The sequence below is a fragment of the Pseudomonas sp. GV085 genome (genome assembly GCF_003050925.1).
In the GTDB taxonomy this organism is placed as follows: Bacteria; Pseudomonadota; Gammaproteobacteria; order Pseudomonadales; family Pseudomonadaceae; genus Aquipseudomonas.
Genome location: NZ_QAOV01000009.1, coordinates 62,519 through 86,248 on the forward strand (window position 1 = coordinate 62,519; position 23,730 = coordinate 86,248).

At 59.2% G+C, this 23,730-nt stretch carries 20 protein-coding genes; 8 read left to right on the plus strand and 12 right to left on the minus strand.

Features of this window, described 5'->3' with window-relative positions; translation table 11 throughout:
- Positions 1 to 11: 11 nt before the first annotated feature.
- Positions 12 to 728, minus strand: coding sequence for an ABC transporter permease (locus C8K63_RS19350; RefSeq protein ID WP_108218166.1), 717 nt, complete (start codon positions 726 to 728; stop codon positions 12 to 14).
- Positions 729 to 1,259: 531 nt separating this feature from the next.
- Between C8K63_RS19350 and C8K63_RS19355 the strand changes: the two genes are divergently transcribed.
- Entirely contained in the window at positions 1,260 to 2,843 is a 1,584-nt protein-coding gene (locus C8K63_RS19355) for a peptide chain release factor 3 (protein ID WP_108218167.1), read from the plus strand.
- Between the two features lie 236 nt (positions 2,844 to 3,079).
- Here the strand turns inward: C8K63_RS19355 and C8K63_RS19360 are convergent, their stop codons facing one another.
- Together C8K63_RS19360 and C8K63_RS19365 are read right to left on the minus strand one after the other, a co-directional pair.
- The gene (locus C8K63_RS19360) at positions 3,080 to 3,448 is read right to left on the minus strand and encodes a DUF4440 domain-containing protein (RefSeq protein WP_108218168.1); all 369 of its coding nucleotides are present in this window, start codon (positions 3,446 to 3,448) and stop codon (positions 3,080 to 3,082) included.
- Positions 3,449 to 3,495: 47 nt separating this feature from the next.
- Positions 3,496 to 4,149, minus strand: a complete 654-nt coding sequence (locus C8K63_RS19365) for an HD domain-containing protein (protein WP_108218169.1) — start codon at positions 4,147 to 4,149, stop codon at positions 3,496 to 3,498.
- A 267-nt stretch (positions 4,150 to 4,416) separates the two neighbouring features.
- Between C8K63_RS19365 and C8K63_RS19370 the strand changes: the two genes are divergently transcribed.
- The gene (locus C8K63_RS19370) at positions 4,417 to 4,671 is read left to right on the plus strand and encodes a hypothetical protein (RefSeq protein ID WP_108218170.1); all 255 of its coding nucleotides are present in this window, start codon (positions 4,417 to 4,419) and stop codon (positions 4,669 to 4,671) included.
- Between the two features lie 145 nt (positions 4,672 to 4,816).
- The gene (locus tag C8K63_RS19375; protein ID WP_108218171.1) at positions 4,817 to 5,260 is read left to right on the plus strand and encodes a hypothetical protein; all 444 of its coding nucleotides are present in this window, start codon (positions 4,817 to 4,819) and stop codon (positions 5,258 to 5,260) included.
- A 192-nt stretch (positions 5,261 to 5,452) separates the two neighbouring features.
- Here C8K63_RS19375 and C8K63_RS19380 read toward each other — a convergent pair whose 3' ends face one another.
- The 9 genes from C8K63_RS19380 to C8K63_RS19420 form a co-directional block, all read right to left on the minus strand.
- Positions 5,453 to 6,433 carry a peptide ABC transporter ATP-binding protein gene (locus tag C8K63_RS19380; protein WP_108218172.1) on the minus strand — a complete coding sequence of 327 codons (981 nt, stop codon included), beginning with the start codon at positions 6,431 to 6,433 and terminating at the stop codon, positions 5,453 to 5,455.
- A complete protein-coding gene (locus C8K63_RS19385) occupies positions 6,433 to 7,401 on the minus strand; it encodes an ABC transporter ATP-binding protein (RefSeq protein WP_057716450.1) in 969 nt (322 codons plus the stop codon). The genes C8K63_RS19380 and C8K63_RS19385 overlap by 1 nt, the downstream gene beginning before the upstream one ends.
- Positions 7,402 to 7,411: 10 nt before the next feature.
- Positions 7,412 to 8,323, minus strand: a complete 912-nt coding sequence (locus tag C8K63_RS19390) for an ABC transporter permease subunit (RefSeq protein WP_108218173.1) — start codon at positions 8,321 to 8,323, stop codon at positions 7,412 to 7,414.
- Between the two features lie 16 nt (positions 8,324 to 8,339).
- Positions 8,340 to 9,350 carry an ABC transporter permease subunit gene (locus tag C8K63_RS19395; RefSeq protein WP_108218174.1) on the minus strand — a complete coding sequence of 337 codons (1,011 nt, stop codon included), beginning with the start codon at positions 9,348 to 9,350 and terminating at the stop codon, positions 8,340 to 8,342.
- A 72-nt stretch (positions 9,351 to 9,422) separates the two neighbouring features.
- Positions 9,423 to 11,018: an ABC transporter substrate-binding protein gene (locus tag C8K63_RS19400; RefSeq protein ID WP_108218175.1), complete on the minus strand. Its 1,596-nt coding sequence runs from the start codon at positions 11,016 to 11,018 to the stop codon at positions 9,423 to 9,425.
- 78 nt (positions 11,019 to 11,096) lie between these two features.
- The gene (locus tag C8K63_RS19405; RefSeq protein ID WP_108218176.1) at positions 11,097 to 12,530 is read right to left on the minus strand and encodes an OprD family porin; all 1,434 of its coding nucleotides are present in this window, start codon (positions 12,528 to 12,530) and stop codon (positions 11,097 to 11,099) included.
- Positions 12,531 to 12,703: 173 nt separating this feature from the next.
- Positions 12,704 to 14,305, minus strand: coding sequence for an ABC transporter substrate-binding protein (locus tag C8K63_RS19410; protein ID WP_108218177.1), 1,602 nt, complete (start codon positions 14,303 to 14,305; stop codon positions 12,704 to 12,706).
- Positions 14,306 to 14,608: 303 nt separating this feature from the next.
- Positions 14,609 to 16,234 carry an ABC transporter substrate-binding protein gene (locus C8K63_RS19415; protein ID WP_108218178.1) on the minus strand — a complete coding sequence of 542 codons (1,626 nt, stop codon included), beginning with the start codon at positions 16,232 to 16,234 and terminating at the stop codon, positions 14,609 to 14,611.
- Positions 16,235 to 16,709: 475 nt separating this feature from the next.
- The gene (locus C8K63_RS19420) at positions 16,710 to 17,426 is read right to left on the minus strand and encodes an SIMPL domain-containing protein (protein ID WP_108218179.1); all 717 of its coding nucleotides are present in this window, start codon (positions 17,424 to 17,426) and stop codon (positions 16,710 to 16,712) included.
- 327 nt (positions 17,427 to 17,753) lie between these two features.
- Between C8K63_RS19420 and C8K63_RS19425 the strand changes: the two genes are divergently transcribed.
- The 5 genes from C8K63_RS19425 (at position 17,754) to kdgD (ending at position 23,711) form a co-directional block, all read left to right on the plus strand.
- Positions 17,754 to 19,016 carry an ATP-binding protein gene (locus C8K63_RS19425; protein ID WP_108218180.1) on the plus strand — a complete coding sequence of 421 codons (1,263 nt, stop codon included), beginning with the start codon at positions 17,754 to 17,756 and terminating at the stop codon, positions 19,014 to 19,016.
- Complete coding sequence (locus C8K63_RS19430) at positions 19,009 to 19,569, plus strand: response regulator transcription factor (RefSeq protein WP_007973041.1); 561 nt, start codon at positions 19,009 to 19,011, stop codon at positions 19,567 to 19,569. Before C8K63_RS19425 ends, C8K63_RS19430 begins: the two co-directional genes overlap by 8 nt.
- Positions 19,570 to 19,666: 97 nt before the next feature.
- Positions 19,667 to 21,394: an ABC transporter ATP-binding protein/permease gene (locus C8K63_RS19435; RefSeq protein ID WP_108218181.1), complete on the plus strand. Its 1,728-nt coding sequence runs from the start codon at positions 19,667 to 19,669 to the stop codon at positions 21,392 to 21,394.
- A 205-nt stretch (positions 21,395 to 21,599) separates the two neighbouring features.
- The gene (locus C8K63_RS19440) at positions 21,600 to 22,349 is read left to right on the plus strand and encodes a FadR/GntR family transcriptional regulator (protein WP_177413290.1); all 750 of its coding nucleotides are present in this window, start codon (positions 21,600 to 21,602) and stop codon (positions 22,347 to 22,349) included.
- A 450-nt stretch (positions 22,350 to 22,799) separates the two neighbouring features.
- Positions 22,800 to 23,711, plus strand: coding sequence for a 5-dehydro-4-deoxyglucarate dehydratase (kdgD, locus tag C8K63_RS19445; protein ID WP_108218182.1), 912 nt, complete (start codon positions 22,800 to 22,802; stop codon positions 23,709 to 23,711).
- The last annotated feature ends 19 nt before the right edge of the window (positions 23,712 to 23,730 follow it).

Here is a 23,730-nt window from a genome sequence, read left to right on the forward strand (position 1 = left end):
TTTGCCGGGGCTTAAGACAGGCGCAAGCCGCGTTCGAGCCAGAGGCGACTGCCGAGAGTGACCACACCGTCCAGCAGCAGGGCCAGTAACGCGGTGCACGCGGCACCGAGCAGCAACTGCGGCTGATTGTTCAGGGCAATGCCGGGGAATATCAGGCTGCCAAGGCTGTTGGCGCCGATCAGGAACGCCAGCGGCGCCGTCCCGACATTGATCGCCAGGGCCACGCGCACACCGCCGATGATGATCGGCACGGCGTTGGGCAATTCGACTTTCCACAGTACCTGGAACGGGGTCATGCCGATGCCGACGGCGGCTTCCTTGAGCGAACCCTGAACGTTTTTCAGGCCTTCGTAGGTGTTGCGCACGATGGGCAGTAGCGAGGCGAGGAACAGGGCGAAAATGGCAGGGCCACTGCCGATGCCGAGGATACCGAGGGCGATGGCCAGGACGGCCAGGGGCGGAACGGTGTTGCCGATGTTGAAGAACTGCATGAAGCGTTCGGCACGGCCGACCATGGAAGGGCGGCTGAGGAGGATGCCGGCAGGAATGCCCACGACAAGGGCGGCCAGCATGGAAGCGAGGACGAGAATCAGATGGGCTTGCAGGTAAAACAACAAATCGTCGCGGTAGTGTTCGATCGTGTCGATGCCGATCCATTGGATCAGCAGGGCCAGAAGGGCGATTACCAGCGCGCCTCCTATCAGCCCTTTGCCATAGTGGATAGCCACAGGCGGACTCCTTTTTTTCAGTCGGCGAACACTTTTTCGTGTGGCAACACCATTCCTGGCGGCCGAAAAAGTGTTCGCGAGAAGCAGCTCATGCCAAGCGCGTTCCACTGTAGGAGCGAGCTTGCTCGCGATGGGCGTCAACGATAACGCTGGGTACCTGTATGTACGCGTTGTCTGGACGTTTTTCGCGAGCAAGCTCGCTCCTACAGAAGGTAGGCGCACGGCTATAGAGCCATGAGCACAGCCTCGTCAGGCCGAATTGCAGGTGTTTCAGACCCCCGACGAGTGGTCGTAACGGGGGAGTGGACGTCTCCGAGCTTTAAAAGGTTCCCACGTTCCACACCATTTGGCCACCCGTAGGAGCTGCCGCAGGCTGCGATCTTTTGATCTTCGGCGTGGTTTAAATCGCTAAAAAGATCGCAGCCTGCGGCAGCTCCTACGGCGGATCGTGTCCTACGGGCGGTGGTCCGTAAGACTGCATTTGCGCTATACTCGCCGCCCTTTTTTGAATCACCTGCCAGGCGATTTCCCATGACCAAACAGGCCGCCGAAGTCGCGAAACGCCGCACTTTCGCCATTATTTCCCACCCCGATGCCGGTAAGACCACCATCACCGAGAAGCTCTTGCTGATGGGCAAGGCGATTGCGGTAGCCGGTACGGTGAAATCGCGTAAATCCGACCGCCATGCCACCTCCGACTGGATGGAAATGGAAAAGCAGCGTGGTATCTCCATTACCACGTCGGTCATGCAGTTCCCGTATCGCGATCACATGATCAACCTGCTCGACACCCCGGGCCACGAAGACTTCTCCGAAGATACCTACCGCACCCTGACCGCGGTGGACTCGGCGTTGATGGTTCTCGACGGCGGTAAAGGTGTAGAGCCACGGACCATCGCCCTGATGGACGTCTGCCGTCTGCGTGACACGCCGATCGTCAGCTTCATCAACAAACTCGACCGTGACATCCGTGACCCGATCGAACTGCTCGACGAAATCGAAGCCGTCCTCAAGATCAAGGCTGCGCCGATCACCTGGCCGATTGGTTGCTACCGCGACTTCAAAGGCGTGTATCACCTCGCCGATGACTACATCATCGTGTACACCGCTGGTCACGGTCATGAGCGCACCGATGTGAAAATCATCGAGAAGCTCGACTCCGATGAAGCCCGCGCCCATCTGGGTGACGAGTACGAGCGTTTCATCGAACAGCTGGAACTGGTGCAGGGCGCCTGCCACGAATTCAACCAGCAGGAGTTCCTCGACGGTCAGCTGACCCCGGTGTTCTTCGGTACGGCACTGGGCAACTTCGGTGTCGACCACGTACTCGACGCCGTCGTTGATTGGGCGCCGCGCCCACTGGCACGCGTGGCCAACGAGCGCACCGTGGAGCCGGTGGAAGAGAAGTTCTCGGGCTTCATCTTCAAGATCCAGGCGAACATGGACCCGAAACACCGCGACCGCATCGCCTTCATGCGTATCTGCTCCGGCAAATACGAAAAAGGCATGAAGATGCGCCATGTGCGCACCGGCAAGGACGTGCGGATCGGCGACGCGCTGACCTTCTTCTCCTCCGAACGTGAGCAACTGGAAGAAGCGTTCGCCGGCGACATCATCGGCCTGCACAACCACGGCACCATCCAGATCGGCGACACCTTCAGCGAAGGCGAAGTCCTGGGTTTCACCGGCATCCCGCACTTCGCCCCGGAACTGTTCCGCCGCGTACGCCTGAAGGATCCGCTGAAATCCAAGCAACTGCGCCAGGGCTTGCAGCAGTTGGCCGAAGAAGGCGCGACCCAGGTGTTCTTCCCGGAGCGCAGCAACGACATCATCCTCGGCGCCGTCGGTGTGCTGCAGTTCGATGTGGTCGCCAGCCGTTTGAAAGAGGAATACAAGGTCGAATGCTCCTACGAGCCGATCACCGTTTATTCCGCGCGCTGGATCGAATGCAGCGACAAGAAGAAGCTTGAGGAATTCTCCAACAAGGCTGTGGAAAACCTGGCACTGGACGGCGGCGGTCACCTGACCTACCTCGCGCCTACGCGGGTCAACCTGGCCCTGATGGAAGAGCGCTGGCCGGATGTTAAATTCCGTGCGACCCGTGAACACCATTAAGCACTGAGCTGAAAGGCCAGAAACCCCGTCGCGAAAGCTGCGGGGTTTTTTGTTACCTGACGCAATCCCCTGTAGGAGCGAGCTTGCTCGCGAAGAGTTCAGACCCGCCGCATTTATTCAGGCTGCGCGTGTCATCGTTGACGTCCATCGCGAGCAGGCTCGCTCCTACAGTAATCCGGGGCGTTCACAACACTCTCTGACTCGCGAGGGATCCGGATTCGCCATGAATGCCTGCGTCATTGTTCACTGGGAATCAATGTCCCCTGGTGGAAAACCATCTGCCACTGCTCGCCCCGATTACGCCAGATGGAACTGCGCAGACTGTGGACTGCGCCGGGATGGCCGTGGCTGTCGACGTAACAATGATAAGTCACCAAGGCGGTCTCTTCTGACAATGGCTTGATGGCAAAATGGCTGATGCTCCGTTGGATAAACGACTCATGGGGCAACTGCTCGACCACTTCGGCCTTGCTCCAGATGCCGCCACTGGCGCTGAACTCGATAAAGTCATCCGCGAGCAGGCGTGAGATTTCTTCAGCATTTCGTCGAGTCGTGTGTGACAGGAGGCGTCGTTCAAGTTGCAGCAGTGTTTGCGACAGATCCATGGCGCTTGTCCTTTCCTGAGTTATGCAGGTTCAGTGCTCCTGGCGTATCAGCCAATCCCGATCTCTTCCTTGAACTGCTCCAGAAACCCCTTCAAACGCTTATGACGAACCTGTGCCAGACGTTGCCCTGTCGCAGTCTGGAAACCGTCTGCCAAGTGCAGCAGCTTGGTCTGGAAATGGTCGATGCAGAAGCGAGTGTCGTCATAGTCGCGGTTATTGGCCTGTGGGTCCTGCGGGTCGTAGAGGGCGCTGCCCATGCGCCCGGCAACGTAAAAGGTGCGGGCGACGCCGAGCATACCCAGGGAGTCGAGGCGGTCGGCGTCCTGCACGATTTTCGCTTCCAGCGAGGTCGGCGGGATGTTGGCGGAAAAGCTATGGGCTTCGATGGCGTGGGCGACGGCGGCGATTTTTGTCTCGCGCCAATCCATCTTCGCCAATACCCCTGACGCTTTGCGCGCTGCCAATTGCGATGCCTGCGAGCGCAACGGCGAGTTCTTTTCCACTGCTACACAATCATGCAACAGCACCGCCGCCAGCAGCACCTCAAGATCGCCACCTTCCTGTGCCTGAATCAAGTGGGCGTTGTGCCAGACCCGTTGCAGGTGCGAAAGGTCGTGAGCGCCGTCTTCCGAGGGTTCCAGGGCGTGGGGCAGCAGGGTGGTGGCGAGTGATTGCATCGGTGCGAAGGCGCTGCTGATCATGCTGTGTCCTTTGATTAAACGTGCCGATCGCGGGAAGTTCTGTCCTGCGTATATCCCGCGAATCCTGCGAGGAATTCTGCGGGTGTACAAGCGTTCTGGAAGGCGGAACACGCTTTGATCTTTTCGGCATAACCTTTATTCCAAACCAGTCTCCAATCCAAGGGCATTTCCGCGGGTTCGACAACGTCCAATCTGGAGAACCCGACTGATCGGAACTAGATTTGACTCAGCGCCAGACAGGCACTCCACGAAAGGAAGGAATCGGCTATGAACAGATTGTTACGCGCTTTACTGCTGTTGAAGGTGTTGGTGATGCTCTCGCTCGGAACCTCGATGGCGTGGGCCGAGTGTATTGATCATGGAGAGCAGGCCTCGAGCGGGCAGGCGGGTTATGCGGGGTTGATGCTTGCCAAGTCCGAATCGGAACCGGGAGATCAGGGGCAGGGGGGCGCTGACAACGACGATGACTCGACCACCGACGAGCCGGACTCCGATGAAGAAGAAGGTGACAGCCAGACTTGAGTGACCTTTGATCGACCTGTTTTATGCAAACAGAGCCGCTACTGTCAGATATGACAGTAGCGGCTTTTGTTTTGGGTGCTATAAACAGGGCTTCGGCGCTTTACGATATCAAAGAGCGCCTGAGATCTGAGGCGAGGATGAAGTCATGACTGAAGGTAAATTGAGCGCCAGTTTTAAGGGAACGCCGCAACAAGAGTTTTTCGAGACCACTAAGGTGCAGTTTCTGGGATCGAAGGAAGATAGGGATTTCTTGTTGCAGGGAGAAGATGATGAAGGCCGAAGCATCGTTTTTTATTTTCCGGATGCCAGGATATTGGCGGGCTCCTATTCTCTTGCTCCCGAGGGAGATATCTCCGCGTATTACGTCGTAAGGGGCAGTCTTACATGGGAAACGCTGGAGGGCAGTCTTGAAATAATGCCAGACATGGTTAAAGAGGAAGTGAGGATTGGTTTCAGGTTTTCTGCCAAGGAAGGAGGAAATGGGACCGGCGTGATAATGGTCATGGGGAAGGGGGATTTTTCAGGAAGGATGCCTTGGACGCTGAAAGCAAGAAACCTGCTGAAGGATTGCCGAAAAACGAAAGCATAAAGTTGCCAAATGAAAGAAAACCCCTCTGCCTGACTGATGCGCAATCGAGGCGGAAGGGGTTGGGTCAACGCATCAAGAATCTGAGCAACTCAATCCCTGTGGGAGCTAGCCTGCTGGCGATTGCGGTGTGCCAGTAAACAGAAATGTTGACGGGTCTGCCGCTATCGCCAGCAGGCTGGCTCCTACAGTTTTTTATGCCGCGCCGTCGAGGAATTGCTCGGCGTAGTGGCAAGCCACCTGGCGAGTGTCAAGCAGGCGCAGGGCCGGCTCTTCAGTGCTGCAACGCTCGGTGGCGTACGGGCAGCGCTTGTGGAAAGCGCAGCCGGACGGCGGGTTCAGCGGGTTGGGCAATTCGCCGACGATCTTGATTTTCGGCTTGTTCGGATCCGGGTGGATGGCTGGCGTCGCCGACAACAGCGCCTGGGTGTAAGGGTGCAGGGGACGGGAGTAAATGTCCTCTTTCGCCCCCATTTCCACCGGACGACCGAGGTACATCACCATCACGTGGTCGGCAACGTGGCGTACCACTGCCAGGTTGTGGGAGATGAACACATAGGCGGTGTTGAACTCCTGCTGCAAATCCATGAACAGGTTGAGCACCTGCGCCTGAATCGACACGTCCAGCGCCGAGGTCGGTTCGTCCGCCACCAGCACTTTCGGTTGCAGCATCATCGCCCGGGCCAGGGCGATCCGCTGGCGTTGACCACCGGAGAACATGTGCGGATAACGCTGGTAGTGCTCGGGACGCAAGCCCACCTGCTTCATCATCGCCTGGACTTTCTCGCGACGCTCCGCGGCGCTCAGGTTGGTGTTGATCAGCAGCGGCTCACCCAGTTGATCGCCGACTTTTTGCCGTGGGTTCAACGATGCGTACGGGCTCTGGAACACCATCTGCACGTCTTTGCGCAGTTGTTTGCGCTGGGCCTTGTCGGCACCGGCGACTTCCTGCCCGGCGATTTTCAAGGAGCCGGAGGACGGCTCTTCGATCAGGGTCAGGGCACGGGCCAGGGTGGACTTGCCGCAACCCGACTCGCCGACGACGGCAAGGGTCTTGCCGGCTTCCAGTTCGAATGACACGCCGTTGAGGGCGCGCACAGTAGCGTGACCCTTGAACAGGCCTCGGGAGACCTCGTAGTGACGGGTCAGGTCGCGGGCGGTAAGAACGACGGCCATTACGCCACCTCCTGGTTCAGCGGGTAGAAGCAGCGAGCGAGGCTGTTGCTTTTCTGGTCTAGTGCCGGACGTTGTTGACGGCAGTTGTCTTTCACGTACGGGCAGCGCGGCGACAGCAGGCAACCCTGCGGACGGTCGTAGCGACCGGGAACGATGCCCGGCAGGGTCGACAGGCGCGAGGCGCCCAGACTGTGTTCCGGAATCGCCTTGAGCAGCGCTTCGCTGTACGGGTGCGCAGGGATGTCGAACAGTTGCGGCACCTGGCCGACTTCGACCGCTTGGCCGGCATACATCACGCACACGCGTTGGGCGGTTTCGGCCACGACGGCGAGGTCGTGGGTGATCAGCACCAGGCCCATGTTCTGCTCTTTCTGCAGCGCCAGCAGCAGGTCCATGATCTGCGCCTGAATGGTCACGTCCAGCGCCGTGGTCGGTTCGTCGGCGATCAGCAGTTTCGGTTCGCCGGCAATCGCCATGGCAATCGCGACACGCTGGCTCATGCCACCGGACAGTTGATGCGGGTAGGCGTCCATACGGCTGGCGGCACCCGGGATTTCGACTTTTTCCAGCAGTTCGATGGCGCGTTTGCGGGCAGCCTTGCCGGACATTTTCAGGTGCAGGCGCAGCACTTCTTCGATCTGGAAACCCACGGTGTAGCTCGGGTTCAGCGCGGTCATCGGATCCTGGAAGACCATGGACAGGTCTTTACCGACGATCTGTCGACGCTGGCGGTTGTTGAGCTTGAGCATGTTCTTGCCGTCGAAATTCAGGGCGTCGGCGGTGACGATCCCCGGATGCTCGATCAGGCCCATCAGCGCCATCATGGTCACGGACTTGCCGGAACCCGACTCGCCAACGATGGCCAGCACTTCGCCCTTGTCCACTTGCAGGTCGAGGCCATCGACCACTGGCGTGGCATTTTTGTCGCCGAAGCGAACGTTGAGATTCTTGATTTCTAACAGTGACATGGGAATCTCCTCAGGCGGCGTTCTTGAGTTTCGGGTCCAGCGCGTCGCGCAGGCCGTCGCCCATCAGGTTGATTGCCAGCACGCTGAGCAAAATGGTCAAACCAGGCAGGCTCACCACCCACCAGGCGCGTTCGATGTAGTCGCGGGCCGAAGCCAGCATGGTGCCCCACTCAGGGGTTGGCGGTTGTACGCCAAGGCCGAGGAAGCCCAGTGCGGCGGCATCGAGGATCGCCGAAGAGAAGCTCAGGGTGGCCTGAACGATCAGCGGCGCCATGCAGTTAGGCAGCACGGTAACGAACATCAGGCGCGGCAGGCCGGCACCGGCCAGGCGCGCGGCGGTCACGTAGTCGCGGTTCAGCTCGCCCATCACCGCAGCGCGGGTCAGACGAACGTAGGACGGCAGGGACACCACGGCGATGGCGATCACGGTGTTGATCAGGCCAGGGCCGAGGATGGCGACGATCGCCACGGCCAGCAGCAGGGACGGCAGGGCCAGCATGATGTCCATCAGACGCATGATGGTCGGGCCGACCACGCGCGGGAAGAACCCGGCGAACAGACCCAGCAGGATCCCCGGAATCAGCGACATCACCACCGAGGACAAGCCGATCATCAAGGACAGGCGCGAGCCAGTGATCAGACGCGACAGCAGGTCGCGACCCAGTTCGTCGGTGCCGAGCAGGAACTGCAACTGTCCACCTTCCAGCCAGGCCGGCGGGGTCAGCAGGAAGTCGCGGAATTGCTCGCTCGGGTCATGGGGGGCAACCCACGGGGCGAAGATCGCGCAGAAAATCACCAGCAGCATGAACATCAGGCCGGCGACGGCGCCTTTGTTCTTGGAGAACGCTTGCCAGAATTCTTTGTACGGAGACGGGTACAGCAGGCTTTGATCGACTGCTACCGATGGAATTGGAGTGGTCATGGTCATGGTCATGATCTCAGCGCTGATGACGGATGCGTGGGTTGACAAAGCCGTAGAGGATGTCCACTACGAAGTTGACCAGAATCACCAGGCAGGCGATTAACAGGATGCCGTTTTGTACGACTGGGTAGTCCCGGGCGCCAATGGCCTCGATCAGCCATTTGCCGATGCCGGGCCACGAGAAGATGGTTTCGGTCAGGACCGCACCGGCCAGCAGGGTGCCGACTTGCAGGCCGACCACCGTCAGTACCGGAATCAGCGCGTTACGCAGACCGTGCACGAACACCACGCGCGACGGCGACAGGCCTTTGGCCTTGGCGGTGCGAATGTAGTCTTCACGCAGCACTTCGAGCATCGAGGAACGGGTCATCCGCGCGATCACCGCCAGCGGGATGGTGCCCAGCACGATGGCCGGCAGGATCAGGTGGTGCAGGGCATCGAAGAACGCACCGACGTCATCGGCCAGCAGCGTATCGATCAGCATGAAGCCGGTGCGTGGCTCGATGTCGTAGAGCAGGTCGATCCGCCCGGACACTGGGGTCCAGCCCAGCGACACCGAGAAGAACATGATCAGGATCAGGCCCCACCAGAAGATCGGCATCGAATATCCCGCCAGGGAGATGCCCATCACCCCATGGTCGAACAGGGATCCTCGCTTGAGTGCCGCGATCACTCCGGCCAGGAGGCCCAGGACACCGGCGAACAACAGCGCAGCCGAGGACAGTTCCAGGGTCGCGGGGAACAGAGAGGTGAATTCGCTCCAGACGCTTTCACGGGTACGCAGGGATTCACCGAGATCGCCGTGGGCCAGTTTGCCGATGTAATCCAGGTATTGGGCATACAGGGGTTTGTTCAGACCTAGGCGTTCCATTGCCTGAGCGTGCATTTCGGGATCGACCCTACGTTCTCCCATCATGACTTCCACGGGGTCGCCCGGGATCATGCGAATCAACGCGAAAGTCAGCAAGGTGATACCGAAGAACGTGGGGATCAGTAACCCCAGTCGGCGGGCAATAAAACTAAACATCGTGTGTTGTACCTCATCAGCCGGTTAGGCGTGCCCGGCATGCCTGGGTCAGGCATGCCGGGAGTTTTCTTATTACTTCACCTGGGTGGTGGCGAAGTTATTCGTGGTGAGGGGGCTAATGTGATAGCCCTCTACGTTGTTGCGCATTGCGGTAAACATTCTAGTGTGCGCCAAACTGATCCACGGCTGGTCCTGGTTGAAAATAACCTGGGCCTGCTCGTACAGGGCTGCACGCTCGGCCGGGTCGGTTTTTTCCCGGGCCTGATCGATCAGGGCCTGGAACTTGTCATTGCACCAGCGTGCGTAGTTTTCGCCGTTCTTGGCCGCCTCACAACTGAGCATAGGCGTCAGGAAGTTATCCGGATCGCCGTTATCGCCCGCCCATCCGGCGGAAACCATGTCGTGCTCGCCGTTTTTCGCACGCTTGAGCATTTCGCCCCATTCCATCACGCGAATGTCGATCTTGATCCCGACCTTGGCCAGGTCGGCCTGCATCATCTGCGCACCGAGCATCGGGTTCGGGTTGGTTGCACCGCCTCCGTTGCGGGTGAACAGGGTGAAGGTGGTGCCTTGCGGTACGCCGGCTTCCTTGAGCAGGGCACGGGCCTTCTCCAGGTCGCGGGCCGGGTTCTTCAGTGTGTGGTTGTAGCCCAGCAGGGTGTCCGGGAACGGGTTTACGGCGGCTGTTGCATTGCCCTTGCCGAACAGCGCGTTGACAGCCGCTTCCTTGTCGAAGGCGATGTCGATGGCTTTACGCACCCGTACATCGCTCAGGTACTTGTGCGTGGTGTTGATGGCGATGTACGCGACGGTCATCGCATTCAGCTCATCGACTTTCAGCTTGTCGTCTTTCTTGATGCTCGGAATGTCATCCGGTTTCGGATACAGCGCGACCTGGCACTCGTTGGCCTTGAGCTTCTGCAGGCGCACGTTGTTGTCGGTGGCGATGGCCAGGATCAGCGCATCAGCCGGAGGCTTGCCGCGGAAGTAGTCCGGGTTGGCCTTGAAGCGAACCTGGGCATCCTTGTTGTAACGCTGGAAGACGAACGGGCCGGTGCCGACCGGCTTGTTGTTCAGGTCACCGGTCTTGTTCGCCTTGAGCAACTGGTCGGCGTACTCGGCGGAGTAGATCGAAGAGAAGGCCATGGCAATGTCGGCCAGGAACGGTGCTTCAGGACGGGTCAGGGTGAACTTGACCGTGTTGTCGTCGACTTTCTCGACGCTCTTGAGCAGTTCCTTGAAACCCATGCTTTCAAAGTACGGGAAGCCCACGCTCGACAGCTTGTGCCATGGATGATTCGGGTCCAGTTGGCGCTGGAAGCTCCAGACCACATCGTCGGCATTCATGTCGCGGGTCGGCTTGAAGTATTCGGTGGTGTGGAACTTGACGCCTTTGCGCAGATGGAACGTGTAGCTCAGGCCGTCTTCGCTGATGTCCCAGGACTCAGCCAGTGCCGGAATCACGTCGGTGGTGCCGGGCTTGAAGTCTGCCAGGCGATTGAAGATGGTTTCGGCCACCGCATCGGCTGTGACTGCAGTCGTGTACTGGACCATGTCGAAGCCTTCGGGGCTGTTTTCGGTACAAACCACCAGGGGTTTGGCCGAGACACCGACAGCGACACTGAGCAACGCAGCCGCGATGGCCGCACGTAGGGGAAGCATTTTCATCAAGAACCCTCTGCAATCGGTTAAAGGACAAAAGCCGAACGGCCGATTCGTCATTGAATCAGCCGTTCGGCAGCGGTATTACAAGATGTTGAACGGAACGGTGGTCACGAGACGGAACTCGTTGATGCTGCCGTCAGCCTGGTTTTCGCTGGCACGGTGAGCGGTGTAGGTGCCGCGGATCGTGGTGGCCTTGAGCGGGCCGCTCTGCACGGCGTAGGTTGCGCCGATGCCGTATTCATAGTGGTGTTCGCCATCCTGGGACTGGATGCCGTCGTAACCCTTGCCGGCCACGCCGCCGTTGCCGGTGTAGTGAGTGCCGTCGATACCCCAGCCGCGAGCCTGGTAAATGTTGAACTTCAGGCCTGGTACGCCGTATTCGGCCATGTTCAGACCGTAGGCAACCTGGAACGATTTTTCGTTCGGGCCGTTGAAGTCCGACAGCAGGGAGTTGGCCAGGTAGATGCCGTTGGTTTCGTGCAGGTAGTCGAAGTACTCGTTACCGTTCACTTCCTGGTACGAGAGGGTCAGGGTATGGGCCTGGTGGGTCAGGCCGAACGACAGCGAGTAGGTGTCGTTGTCGATATCGCCGATCAGGGCTTTACCGGTTTCCTTGGTTTTGTAGTAGTTCAGGCCGGTGGTCAGGCTCAGTACCTGGCTGTCGCCCAGAACGTGAGAGGCGCCGAAGTAGTACTGGTTCCAGATGTCTTCAGCCTGGGTCGCCCAGAGGCTGGTGGTCAGGCTGGCCAGTGGGGTATAGGTAATGCCGCCGGTGTGGACGTGGTCGGTTTCGACGATGCCGTTGGCGTATTCGGTGCGGAATTTGCGCAGGCTTTCTTCGGTACGCGGCGAGTTGCGGTCGAAGGTGGCCAGGTCGAAGGCCAGGTTGTTCAGCTCTTCGCTGTGGATGGCTACGCCCTGGAAGCTCGAAGGCAGTGCACGGTTGCCGATCACGTCGACCATCGGGCTGCTGAAGTTCATGCGGCCGGCAGTCAGGGTGCTGTTGGAGACACGGGCCTTGACGTTGGCCAGGCCCAGTTTGCTCCACTGGCCTTGAGCGTCGCCGCCTTCCTTGGTCAGGGTGCGGTTGTTGCCCGCGCCTGGACGAGAGCCAGGTGCGCCACCGTTGTTGGACGCCAGGTCTTTGCGGTCCCGGTCCAGGGCAACGGCGTTGTAGGCGGCGACTTCAGTGCTGAAGCCTACGGTGCCTTCGGTGAAGCCCGAGTTGTACTTGAGGATGGTGCCCTGGACCCAGTTGATCCGGCGATCGGTCGGGGTCGAAACACCGTCTTTCTTGTAGGTGAACTTGCCACCGCGATGCAGTTGCTCATTGGCGTACCAGTTACGCGTGGTGCCGGTGATCGACTGGCCTTCGACAAAACCGGTGGCTTCGCTCTGGGCGTTTTTTTCGTTCACGGTAACCGGGGTGAAAGCCTGGCTTTGGGTTTCTGCGTAAGCCGTGGCGGTTACGCTGCTGATGGCCAAGGCCAATAGCGCGGTGCTGCTCAGTTTCATGGGTAAAGCTCCTTACTTTCTTTTTTTATGCCGGTCTTTTTTTGTGATCCGGCTATTGGTTTAGAACTCATTCACGGCATCGCAAACGTTTGCTGTCGGCCAAATTGGCGAAAGACGGCAAAGCGTCTGCGTGAGGGCGGAAAATCCGCCCCCCGGCATTTCTGGCTAATCGGTTATTTTTCTATGCTGACACCCGAGAAAACAGTGCGGCCGAACGGGCTCACCTTGAACCCTTCGATTTTGGCGCTCAGCGGCTGGTTGACCGTTGAGTGGGCGACTGGCGTGATCGGCACTTGCTGCTTGAGCAACTGCTGCGCCTGTTTGTAGAGCAGGGTGCGCTGGTCGCGGTCGGTGACGACCTTGGCCTGCTTGATCAGCTTGTCGTAGGCCGGATCACACCACATCGAGTAGTTGTTACCGCCAATGGCGTCGCAGCTGTAGAGGGTGCCGAGCCAGTTGTCCGGATCACCGTTGTCACCGGTCCAGCCGATCAGGCTGATGTCGTGTTCGCCGTTCTTGGTGCGCTTGATGTACTCGCCCCACTCATAGCTGACGATCTTGACCTTGAGGCCGATCTTCGCCCAGTCAGCCTGGAGCATCTCGGCCATCAACTTGGCATTGGGGTTGTACGGACGCTGGACCGGCATGGCCCAGAGGGTGATTTCAGTGCCTTCCTTGACGCCGGCAGCCTTGAGCAGCTCCTTGGCTTTTTCCGGGTTGTAGGCGGCATCCTTGATTGTGTCGTCGTAGGACCATTGGGTCGGCGGCATGGCGTTGACCGCGAGTTGCCCCGCACCCTGATAAACGGCATTGAGAATGCCTTGCTTGTTCACCGCCATGTCCAGCGCCTGGCGCACTTCGAGCTGGTCGAACGGCTTGTGGCGCACGTTGTAGGCGATGTAGCCGAGGTTGAAACCAGGCTTCTCGATCAGTTGCAGGGCCGGGTCGTTCTTCAGCGCGGTCACATCGGCAGGGCGCGGGTGCAGGGTGATCTGACACTCGCCTGCCTTGAGTTTCTGCACGCGCACCGAGGCGTCGGTGTTGATGGCGAAAATCAGGTTGTCGAGCTTGACCCGGCTGGGGTCCCAGTAATGCTTGTTGCCGGTGTAACGGATGTTCGAGTCTTTCTGGTAGCTCTTGAACACGAACGGCCCGGTGCCGATCGGCTTCTGGTTGATGTCGCTCGGCTTGCCTTCGGCCAGCAGCTTGTCGGCGTACTCGGCGGAGAGGATCGCGGCGAAGCTCATGGCGATGTTCTGGATGAACGCGGCGTCCACGCTATTGAGCGTCATGACCACGGTCAGCAGCCCGGTCTTTTCGACCTTGGCGATGTTCTTGTTCAGGCTCATGCCGTTGAAGTACGGAAACTCTGTCGGATAAGCCTTACGGAAAGGTTGTTGCGGATCGAGCATGCGATTGAACGTGAACAGCACGTCATCGGCATTGAAATCGCGGGTCGGCGTGAAGTACTTGGTGGTATGAAACTTCACCCCTTCGCGTAGGTGAAAGGTGTATTTGAGGCCGTCCTCGGAAATATCCCAGCTCGTGGCCAGGCCCGGTACGACGTTGGTCGCGCCTTTTTCAAACTCTGCCAACCGGTTGTACAGCGGTTCGGCGGCGTCGTTGTCGGTCGCAGTGGTGTACTGCGCCGTGTCGAAACCGGCGGGGCTGCCTTCGGAGCAGAACACCAGGCTGTTGTTGGCGGCCTGGCTGATGGAAGTGGCGGCCAACAGACCGGTGCCCAGCAATGCGGATAAAACCAAGGTATGGCGCATAACGCTTCCTTTTCTCTCAAAGTGTTGTCAATGAGCCATCGTCCCGTCCGCGGACGTAGAGGCATCATTGATTTCAAGCCATGCACGCAGCAGTAACCGATGACCCACGCATGCGCTGGTCGGATCCCGACGGTATGAGCCATGGGTCCGGCAGTAAATGCGAAAAGTCCTAAAGGCTCGTAGGAAATGGCGGCGCGTCCTCCCCCGATGCTGTAGTCAGCTGCGGATTTGGATGTAGGCAAATTCCTGCTTTCTCGGTAGATAAAGCTACGGCGACGTCAGAAACGTCACCGTAGCAATGCCTTACTTGCTGACGCTGACGCCGTAGAAGGAGTTCAAGCCAAATGGGCTGATCTTGAAATCCTGCACGTTGGCGCGCATGGGTTGGAACACCGTCGAGTGAGCGATAGGTGTCATAGGCACAGCATCTTTGAGCACGTGTTGCGCTTGTTTGTAGAGCTCGGTGCGCTTGCTTTGGTCTGAGGTGCGCTTGGCTTGCTTGACGATGTCGTCAAACTTCTTGTCGCACCATTTGGAGAAGTTGTTGCCTTCCAGCGAGTCGCAGCCGAACAGCACGTTCAGCCAGTTGTCCGGATCACCATTGTCACCGCTCCAGCCAATCAGCATCGCCTGGTTCTCGCCACCTTTGGAGCGCTTGATGTACTCGCCCCACTCGTAGCTCTGGATCTTGACCTTGAGGCCGATCTTGGACCAGTCGGACTGCAGCATTTCTGCCATCAGTTTGGCGTTCGGGTTGTATGGACGCTGTACCGGCATTGCCCAGAGAACGATTTCGGTGCCATCTTTCACGCCGGCTTCCTTGAGCAGCTCTTTGGCTTTCTCAGGGTTGTACGGCGCATCCTTGATGGTGGTGTCGTAGGACCACTGGGTCGGCGGCATGGCGTTGACGGCCAGTTGGCCGGCGCCCTGGTACACGGAGTCGATGATCTGTTGCTTGTTGACCGCCATGTCCAGCGCCTGGCGCACTTTCAGCTCGGCCAGCGGGTTCGCATCGGTTTGTCCCTTGACCTTGGGCATCACGTTGTAGGCGATGTAACCGAGGTTGAAACCAGCCTGGTCAGGCAGCTTCAGGGTTTTGTCTTCACGCAGCGCTTTCAGGTCGGCCGGACGAGGGAACAGGGTGACCTGGCACTCGTTCTTCTTCAGCTTCTGGATACGTACCGACGGGTCGGTGGTGATGGCGAAGATCAGGTTGTCGATCTTCACGTCGTCAGGCTTCCAGTAATCCTTGTTCCCGGTGTAGCGGATGTTGGAGTCTTTCTGGTAGCTCTTGAATACGAACGGGCCGGTGCCGATCGGCTTCTGGTTGATGTCGGCAGCCTTGCCTTCCTTGAGCAGCTGGGCAGCGTACTCGGCGGACTGGATCGAGGCGAAGCTCATGGCCATATTCTGGATGAACGCGGCATCAACGTCTTTGAGGGTGAACTTGACGGTTTTGTCGTCGACTTTATCGATCTTGGTGATGTTGGTATCCATCCCCATGTCGGTGAAGTACGGGAATTCGGTCGGGTAGGCTTTGCGGAACGGATCATCCTTGTTAATCATGCGATTAAAGGTGAACAGCACGTCGTCGGCGTTGAACTCACGAGTCGGCTTGAAATACGGGGTGGTGTGGAACTTGACGCCTTCACGCAAGTGGAAGGTGTAGGTCAGGCCGTCATCGGAGACGTCCCAGCTGGTTGCCAGACCAGGAATAACGGCGGTGCCGCCGCGCTCGAACTGCGTCAGGCGGTTGAACATGGTTTCTGCAGAGGCGTCGAAGTCGGTTCCGGTGGTGTATTGACCTGGATCGAAACCGGCCGGGCTCCCTTCGGAGCAGAACACCAGGTTAGTCGCTGCTTGGGCGAACGGTGCGCTGGCTAGCAAGCTTGCGCCAACTAAAAACGGAATGACCGCGTGTTTAAGCATGGTGGCCTCATGATTTGTTGTCATTTTTGGAATTAGAGGACGACCTCGTGAGTCGTGCCTGCGGATACTTATGCAGGGGCCATACCCAATGCAAGATCCAGAGTGACTACAAGCCTGAAACGGTGGTACGAACGTACCTTAATGTCGCATTTGTATAAAACTTGCCGCATTTAACCGTTTGCGCGGCATTTTCACGGTGCAAACGACGCACTTTCACGGTGCGTCCTGAGCGCAGGGTGCTCCCGATCAGGGCGAAGTGTTACTTATTTATACCCCCGTTTTGTGAGGTGGGTATGGCGTAAATAAGAGTGGTTATTGTTGCACCGATAGTGGCCAATCAATCTCAGTTGCACCCGGTGCAACTGTCGGCTTTTCTCAGTGGGCTCTTCATTTATAGCTCATGCCTGAAAATAGCCTCTGAATAAAAAAGGCGATCATGTGAGTGATCGCCGTTTTTTATTCAGAGGCTATCGATTCAAGGCATCAGCACTTCAATCGATCCATCGGCGGTCATGCTGACCTGGCTGGTGCCGGCTTCAACATCTGGCGTCACCGGTGCGGCGTCCATGGCGGCGGCTTTCATCATCATCGGCGCGCGCAGGTAAGGCTGTGGATAACCGTTGCTGTTGAGGTTCAGGTTGACGATTTTGTAGCTCTTGCCGCCGAGGGCGTCGGTGGCCAGTTGGGCGCGGGCCTTGAAGGCGGTCACGGCGTCCTTGAGCAGGGCGTCTTCGCTGGCTTTGCGGGTCGGGGTGGCGATGGCGAAGTCCATGCCGCCCATTTTCAGGTCGGTGAGCAGTTCGCCGGTCAGCTTCGACAGCGCGGCGAAGTCCGAGCTCTCCAGGCGCAATTCGGCGCGCTCGCGCCAGCCGGTGATTTTTTGGCCCTTGGTATCGTAGGTCGGGTAGCTGTTGCGACTGCCCTGACGCAGGGTGATGTCCTTGACTTTCCTGGCCTGGGCCAGCGCCTTGTTCATTGCAGTGCTGACGTCGGCGGCGAGTTTGGCCGGGTCGCTGTTCTGTTCTTCGGTGTAGAGGGTCACGATCATCAAGTCGCGGGCCACTTCCTGACTGACTTCGGCGCGCAGGGAAATCTGGTTGTAATGCAGCTCGTCGGCGGCCAGGGCCGGGAGGCTGGCGACGGTGCCGACACTCAGGGCGAGGAGGGCGGCGCTGCGGCGGAATCTGTACATGAAGGCTCCTTGAAAGGTGCGCAGGGGTATGGTCCGGGCCTGCGTGAAACCATCAGACTCTAGCTTTTATGCTCCGGTTCGCACAGTTACAACTTCTATACAGATCGAGGCACCTGTAATCCTTGTAGGAGCTGGCTTGCCAGCGAAGAGGGCATCACGATCTGTAATTATCTTGGCTGACACACCGCCTTCGCTGGCAAGCCAGCTCCTACAGGAGGCGTCTTGAAGCATTCCATGCGTGTGGCCGTTTGCCGCACTTTTGCCTGTCAGCCCCCGCGCTTGGTTATACTCCCTGCGATCCGCCTGGAGCGCTCATCAGGAGAGCTCATGCTCGCCCCCGTTCAAATCACTTCTGCCACTCGCCAGAACCTCTGGCGGCTGACGTTCATCCGCACCTTGGTGCTGGCCGCACAGGCCGGCTCCGTGGGCCTGGCCTACTGGCTCGAATTGTTGCCGCTGCCCTGGTTTCAACTGGCTGCGACCCTCGGTTGTTCGATGCTGTTGTGCCTGTTCACGGCGATTCGCCTGCGTACCTCGTGGCCGGTAACCGAGCTCGAATACGCCGTGCAACTGGCCTGCGACCTGTTTATCCACAGCGCCTTGCTGTATTTCTCCGGTGGCTCGACCAACCCTTTCGTCTCCTATTACCTGGTGCCGCTGACCATTGCCGCGGTGACGTTGCCATGGCGTTATTCGGTGGTCCTGTCGGGTATCGCGCTGACGATGTACACGCTGTTGCTGGCGCAGTTCTACCCACTGCAAACCTTCCCGATCGCTCGGGAAAACCTGCAGGTGTACGGGATGTGGTTGAGCTTCGCCCTCGCCGCCGCCGTGATCACGTTCTTCGCCGCGCGCATGGCCGAAGAGCTGCGCCGTCAGGAAGAGCTGCGCGCCATTCGTCGCGAAGAAGGCCTGCGCGATCAACAACTGCTGGCCGTCGCCACCCAGGCCGCCGGTGCGGCCCATGAACTGGGCACGCCGCTGGCGACCATGAGTGTGCTACTCAAGGAAATGCGTCAGGACCACCATGACCCGATGTTGCAGGATGACCTGAGCGTGCTGCAGGATCAGGTCAAGTTGTGTAAAGAGACCTTGCAGCATCTGGTGCGCGCCGCCGAGGCCAATCGCCGGTTGGCGGTGGAGATGCAGGACGTCACCGATTGGCTTGATGAAGCCCTTAATCGCTGGCACCTGATGCGCCCGGAAGCCAGTTATCGCTTCCAGCGCCTCGGCCAGGGTCCGGTCCCACGCATGGCGCCGCCGCCAGACCTGACCCAGGCTTTGCTGAATCTGTTGAACAACGCCGCCGATGCCTGCCCCGAAGGGCTGCAAGTGACGCTGGACTGGGATTGGGAAAACCTCACCATCAGCATTCGTGATCATGGTGCCGGCGTGCCGCTGGCCATCGCCGAGCAAATCGGTAAACCGTTTTTTACCACCAAGGGCAAAGGCTTCGGCCTGGGCCTGTTTTTGAGCAAGGCCAGCGTGACACGCGCCGGCGGCTCAGTGAAACTCTACAGCCATGAGGAAGGCGGCACGCTCACCGAGCTGCGCCTGCCCCGTGTCGCCCGAGGAGACGAACATGAGTGAAGAGATCCAAGTCGAAGGCGAAGAACTGCCGCATTTGCTGCTGGTCGATGACGACGCCACGTTCACCCGCGTCATGGCCCGCGCCATGGCCCGCCGCGGTTTTCGTGTCAGCACTGCCGGTTCCGCCGAAGAAGGCCTGGAGCTGGCCAAGGCCGACCTGCCGGATTACGCCGCTCTGGACCTGAAGATGGACGGCGATTCCGGCCTGGTGCTGCTGCCCAAATTGCTGGAAATGGACCCGGAAATGCGCGTGGTGATCCTCACCGGCTATTCGAGCATTGCCACCGCCGTCGAGGCGATCAAGCGCGGTGCCTGCAACTACCTGTGCAAGCCGGCGGACGCCGACGACGTACTGGCGGCGCTGCTGTCCGAACACGCTGACCTCGACAGCCTGGTGCCGGAAAACCCGATGTCCGTGGACCGCCTGCAGTGGGAGCACATCCAGCGCGTGCTGACCGAGCACGAAGGCAACATCTCGGCCACCGCCCGTGCCCTGGGCATGCACCGCCGCACCCTGCAGCGCAAACTGCAGAAGCGTCCCGTTCGCCGCTGAACCTGAGCTGAACGAATGCGGGCCATATCTCGCGACAAATCGAACCGATCATCTATGATCGGTTCGTTTGTGTTCTTTTCTCTATCGAGCCTTATCCATGAATCAGAACGCTGAGTACTCCGCGGTCAACGACGCCGTGCGCGGGCAGTTTTTTCGCAAAGTGTGGGCGATGATCACGCCTTACTGGCGCAGTGAGGAGAAGGTCAAGGCCTGGACACTGCTGATCGCGGTGATTGCATTGTCGCTGATCAGCGTGGGGATCTCGGTGTGGTTCAACACCTGGTACAAGGATTTCTACAACGCCCTGCAAAAGAAGGACGAAGCGGCGTTCTGGCAACTGATCCTGTACTTCTGCGCGATTGCGGCGGTGGCGATCGTCGGTGCGGTGTATCGGCTCTACCTGACGCAGATGCTGACGATCCGCTGGCGGGCATGGCTCACCGAAAAGCATTTCGCCCGCTGGTTGGGTGATAAAAACTACTACCAGCTGGAGCAGGGCGGTTACACCGATAACCCGGACCAGCGGATTTCCGAAGACCTCAACAACTTCACCTCCAACACCCTTGAGTTGGGGATCGGGTTGCTGCGCAATATCGTCAGCCTGGTGTCGTTCTCGATCATTCTGTGGGGCGTGTCGGGCAGCATTGAAGTATTCGGCATCACCATTCCCGGCTACATGTTCTGGTGTGTCCTGGTTTACGCCGTGGTGGGCAGTTGGTTGACGCATTTGATCGGTCGTCGCCTGATCGGCCTGAACAACCAACAACAACGCTTCGAAGCCGACCTGCGTTTCTCCATGGTGCGGATTCGCGAGAATGCCGAAAGCATCGCGTTGTACAACGGCGAACCGAACGAAAATCGTCGGTTGAGCAGTCGCTTCGGGATGGTCTGGCATAACTTCTGGGACATCATGAAAGTGTCCAAGCGCCTGACGTTCTTCACCGCCGGTTACAGCCAGGCCGCCATCATTTTCCCCTTCATGGTTGCCGCGCCGCGTTACCTCTCCGGAAAGATCGAACTGGGCGAGCTGATGCAAATCAGCTCGGCATTCGGCAATGTGCAGGAGAGTTTCAGCTGGTTCATCAGCGCGTACCAGAGCCTCGCTTCCTGGCGCGCCACCTGCGATCGTCTGCTGAGTTTCCACCAGGCCATGCGTGACAACGAAGAGCGTGCGCCGGCCATCGACGTACAGAATTCGGGCTCGGTGCTGAAGGTGCACAACCTCGGCCTCGACCTGGCTGAAGGTCGTCACCTGCTGACCAACGCCGACATGACCGTGGAGGAGGGCGACCGTGTGATGCTCAGCGGTCGTTCCGGCAGCGGCAAGTCGACCCTGCTGCGGGCGATGGGCCATCTGTGGCCGGCCGGCCACGGCAGTATTCGCCTGCCAGCGGCGCGTTATCTGTTCCTGCCGCAAAAACCGTATTTGCCGATTGGCACCCTGCGTGATGTTCTCAGTTATCCACAGGCTGGCGATATCTATCCGAACGAACGCTACGTGCAGGTCCTGGAAACCTGTCGCTTGCCGCACCTGACTGCCCGTCTCGACGAAGCCAACCACTGGCAGCGCATGTTGTCACCGGGTGAGCAGCAGCGCCTGGCCTTTGCCCGTGCGCTGCTTTATGCACCGCAATGGCTGTACATGGACGAAGCGACCTCGGCGATGGACGAAGAGGACGAGGCCACGCTGTATCAGGCGCTGATCGATGAGTTGCCGGGGCTGAGCATTGTCAGCGTCGGCCACCGCAGCAGCTTGAAGCGCTTCCACCCGCGGCACATTCGTATCGAGAATGGCCATCTGGTGGACCAGGCCGTAACCGCCTGAACACCCCGATTCCTTGTAGGAGCGAGCTTGCTCGCGATGGAGGCTAACGATAACGCGTGCATTCTGAATAAACGCGGTGCGTTCAAGTCCATCGTCGGATCGCCGCCCGGAGCAAGCTCGCTCCTACAAGGTCAAGGTGATCGTACAACCGCGTTGCGCTATGATGTGCTTTCAGCAGCCGAACTTTTCGAGACAGATGTTCACCATGGAAAACCTGAACGACGCACCACGCCTCCCACGCAAGCGCCGCAGCCTCGCTCAGGAACTGGTGACGGTGCTGTCCGAGCAGATCCGCGACGGTCATCTCAAGCGTGGCGACAAGTTGCCCACCGAGTCGGCCATCATGGATGCCCATGGCGTCAGCCGCACCGTGGTGCGCGAAGCGATTTCCCGTTTGCAGGCGGCAGGGCAGGTGGAAACCCGCCACGGTATCGGCACCTTCGTGCTCGACACGCCGAGCCCGAGCGGTTTCCGTATCGACCCGGCGACCGTGGTGACCTTGCGCGATGTGCTGGCGATCCTGGAGCTGCGCATCAGCCTGGAAGTGGAGTCCGCCGGGCTGGCGGCGCAACGTCGCAGTCCGGAACAACTGGCCAACATGCGCGCCGCCCTCGATGCGTTGAATGAAAGCGTCGCTCACGCCAGTGACGCCGTGGCTTCGGACTTCGCCTTCCACCTCGAAATCGCGCTGTCCACCGGCAACCGCTACTTCACCGACATCATGACCCACCTGGGCACCAGCATCATTCCGCGCACACGGCTGAATTCCGCGCGCCTGGCCCATGATGACCAGCAGCACTACATGAGTCGCCTGAGCCGTGAGCACGAGGAAATCTACGACGCCATTGCCCGTCAGGATTCCGATGCGGCCCGGGCCGCCATGCGTTTGCACCTGACCAACAGCCGTGAGCGGTTGCGTCATGCGCATGAAGAGGCTGAGGCGCAGCGGGGCTAAGCGTTCTGTTTCAGCGATTCATAGTCTGATATTCCGTCTTCGTCGGAGCGCCGCCCGGAGCCGGCTCGCTCCCACAGTTGATCGTGGATATTCCCGGGTCCTGGATTCGCTCCCGATCCAGTGTGGGAGCGAGCCTGCTCGCGAAGGGGCCACCCGCCACTCCACAAACCTTTTCTCGGCCCAGAAAACTGGCCTCACTCCAGTTATTCCTGTCCCTATCTTCCGACAACGTATCTCCTGAGCGCCTATTTTTCGAGGTGTGATCGTCCCTGTTCTCCCTTCCATGGAAGCCCTGTAAAACAAGGGTTAAACGCATTTTTGTCGAACAATTTTCACCCGCGGCGATGAAATGCAGTTGACGGTTGTATTTTAAGTTGTACGATGACCTACAACTTCAGCGCGGGCTGAACGGTTTTCTCACACTACGTCGCTATCCAGGGTGTTCGAATAATGAATCCACAAGAACTGAAGTCCATCCTCTCTGCCGGTCTGCTGTCTTTCCCGGTTACCGATTTCAATGCTCAGGGCGACTTCAATCGCGCGGGTTACATCAAGCGTCTCGAATGGCTGGCCCCATACGGCGCCTCGGCGCTGTTCGCTGCGGGCGGCACCGGTGAGTTCTTTTCTCTGGCGGCCAGCGAATATTCGGAAATCATCAAGACCGCCGTCGACACCTGCGCCACCAGCGTGCCGATTCTGGCCGGCGTGGGCGGTTCGACCCGTCAAGCCATCGAATACGCTCAGGAAGCCGAGCGTCTGGGCGCCAAAGGTCTGTTGCTGCTGCCGCACTACCTGACCGAAGCCAGCCAGGACGGCGTTGCCGACCACGTTGAAGCGGTGTGCAAATCGGTCAACATCGGCGTGGTGGTCTACAACCGTAACGTCTGCCGCCTGACCGCGCCGCTGCTGGAACGTCTGGCCGAGCGCTGCCCGAACCTGATCGGCTACAAGGATGGCCTGGGTGATATCGAGTTGATGGTGTCGATCCGTCGCCGCCTCGGTGATCGCTTCAGCTACCTGGGTGGCTTGCCGACCGCCGAAGTCTACGCCGCCGCCTACAAGGCCCTGGGCGTACCGGTCTACTCCTCGGCGGTGTTCAACTTCATCCCGAAAACCGCGATGGACTTCTACCTCGCGATCGCTCGTGAAGATCACGCCACCGTCGGCAAGATCATCGACGACTTCTTCCTGCCGTACCTGGACATCCGCAACCGCAAGGCCGGTTATGCCGTGAGCATCGTCAAGGCCGGGGCAAAAATTGCCGGCTACGACGCAGGTCCTGTGCGCGCACCGCTGACCGATCTGACCGGTGAAGAGTACGAAATGCTCGCTGCGCTGATCGACAAGCAGGGCGCGCAGTAACACTCGATAAAACCAGGGC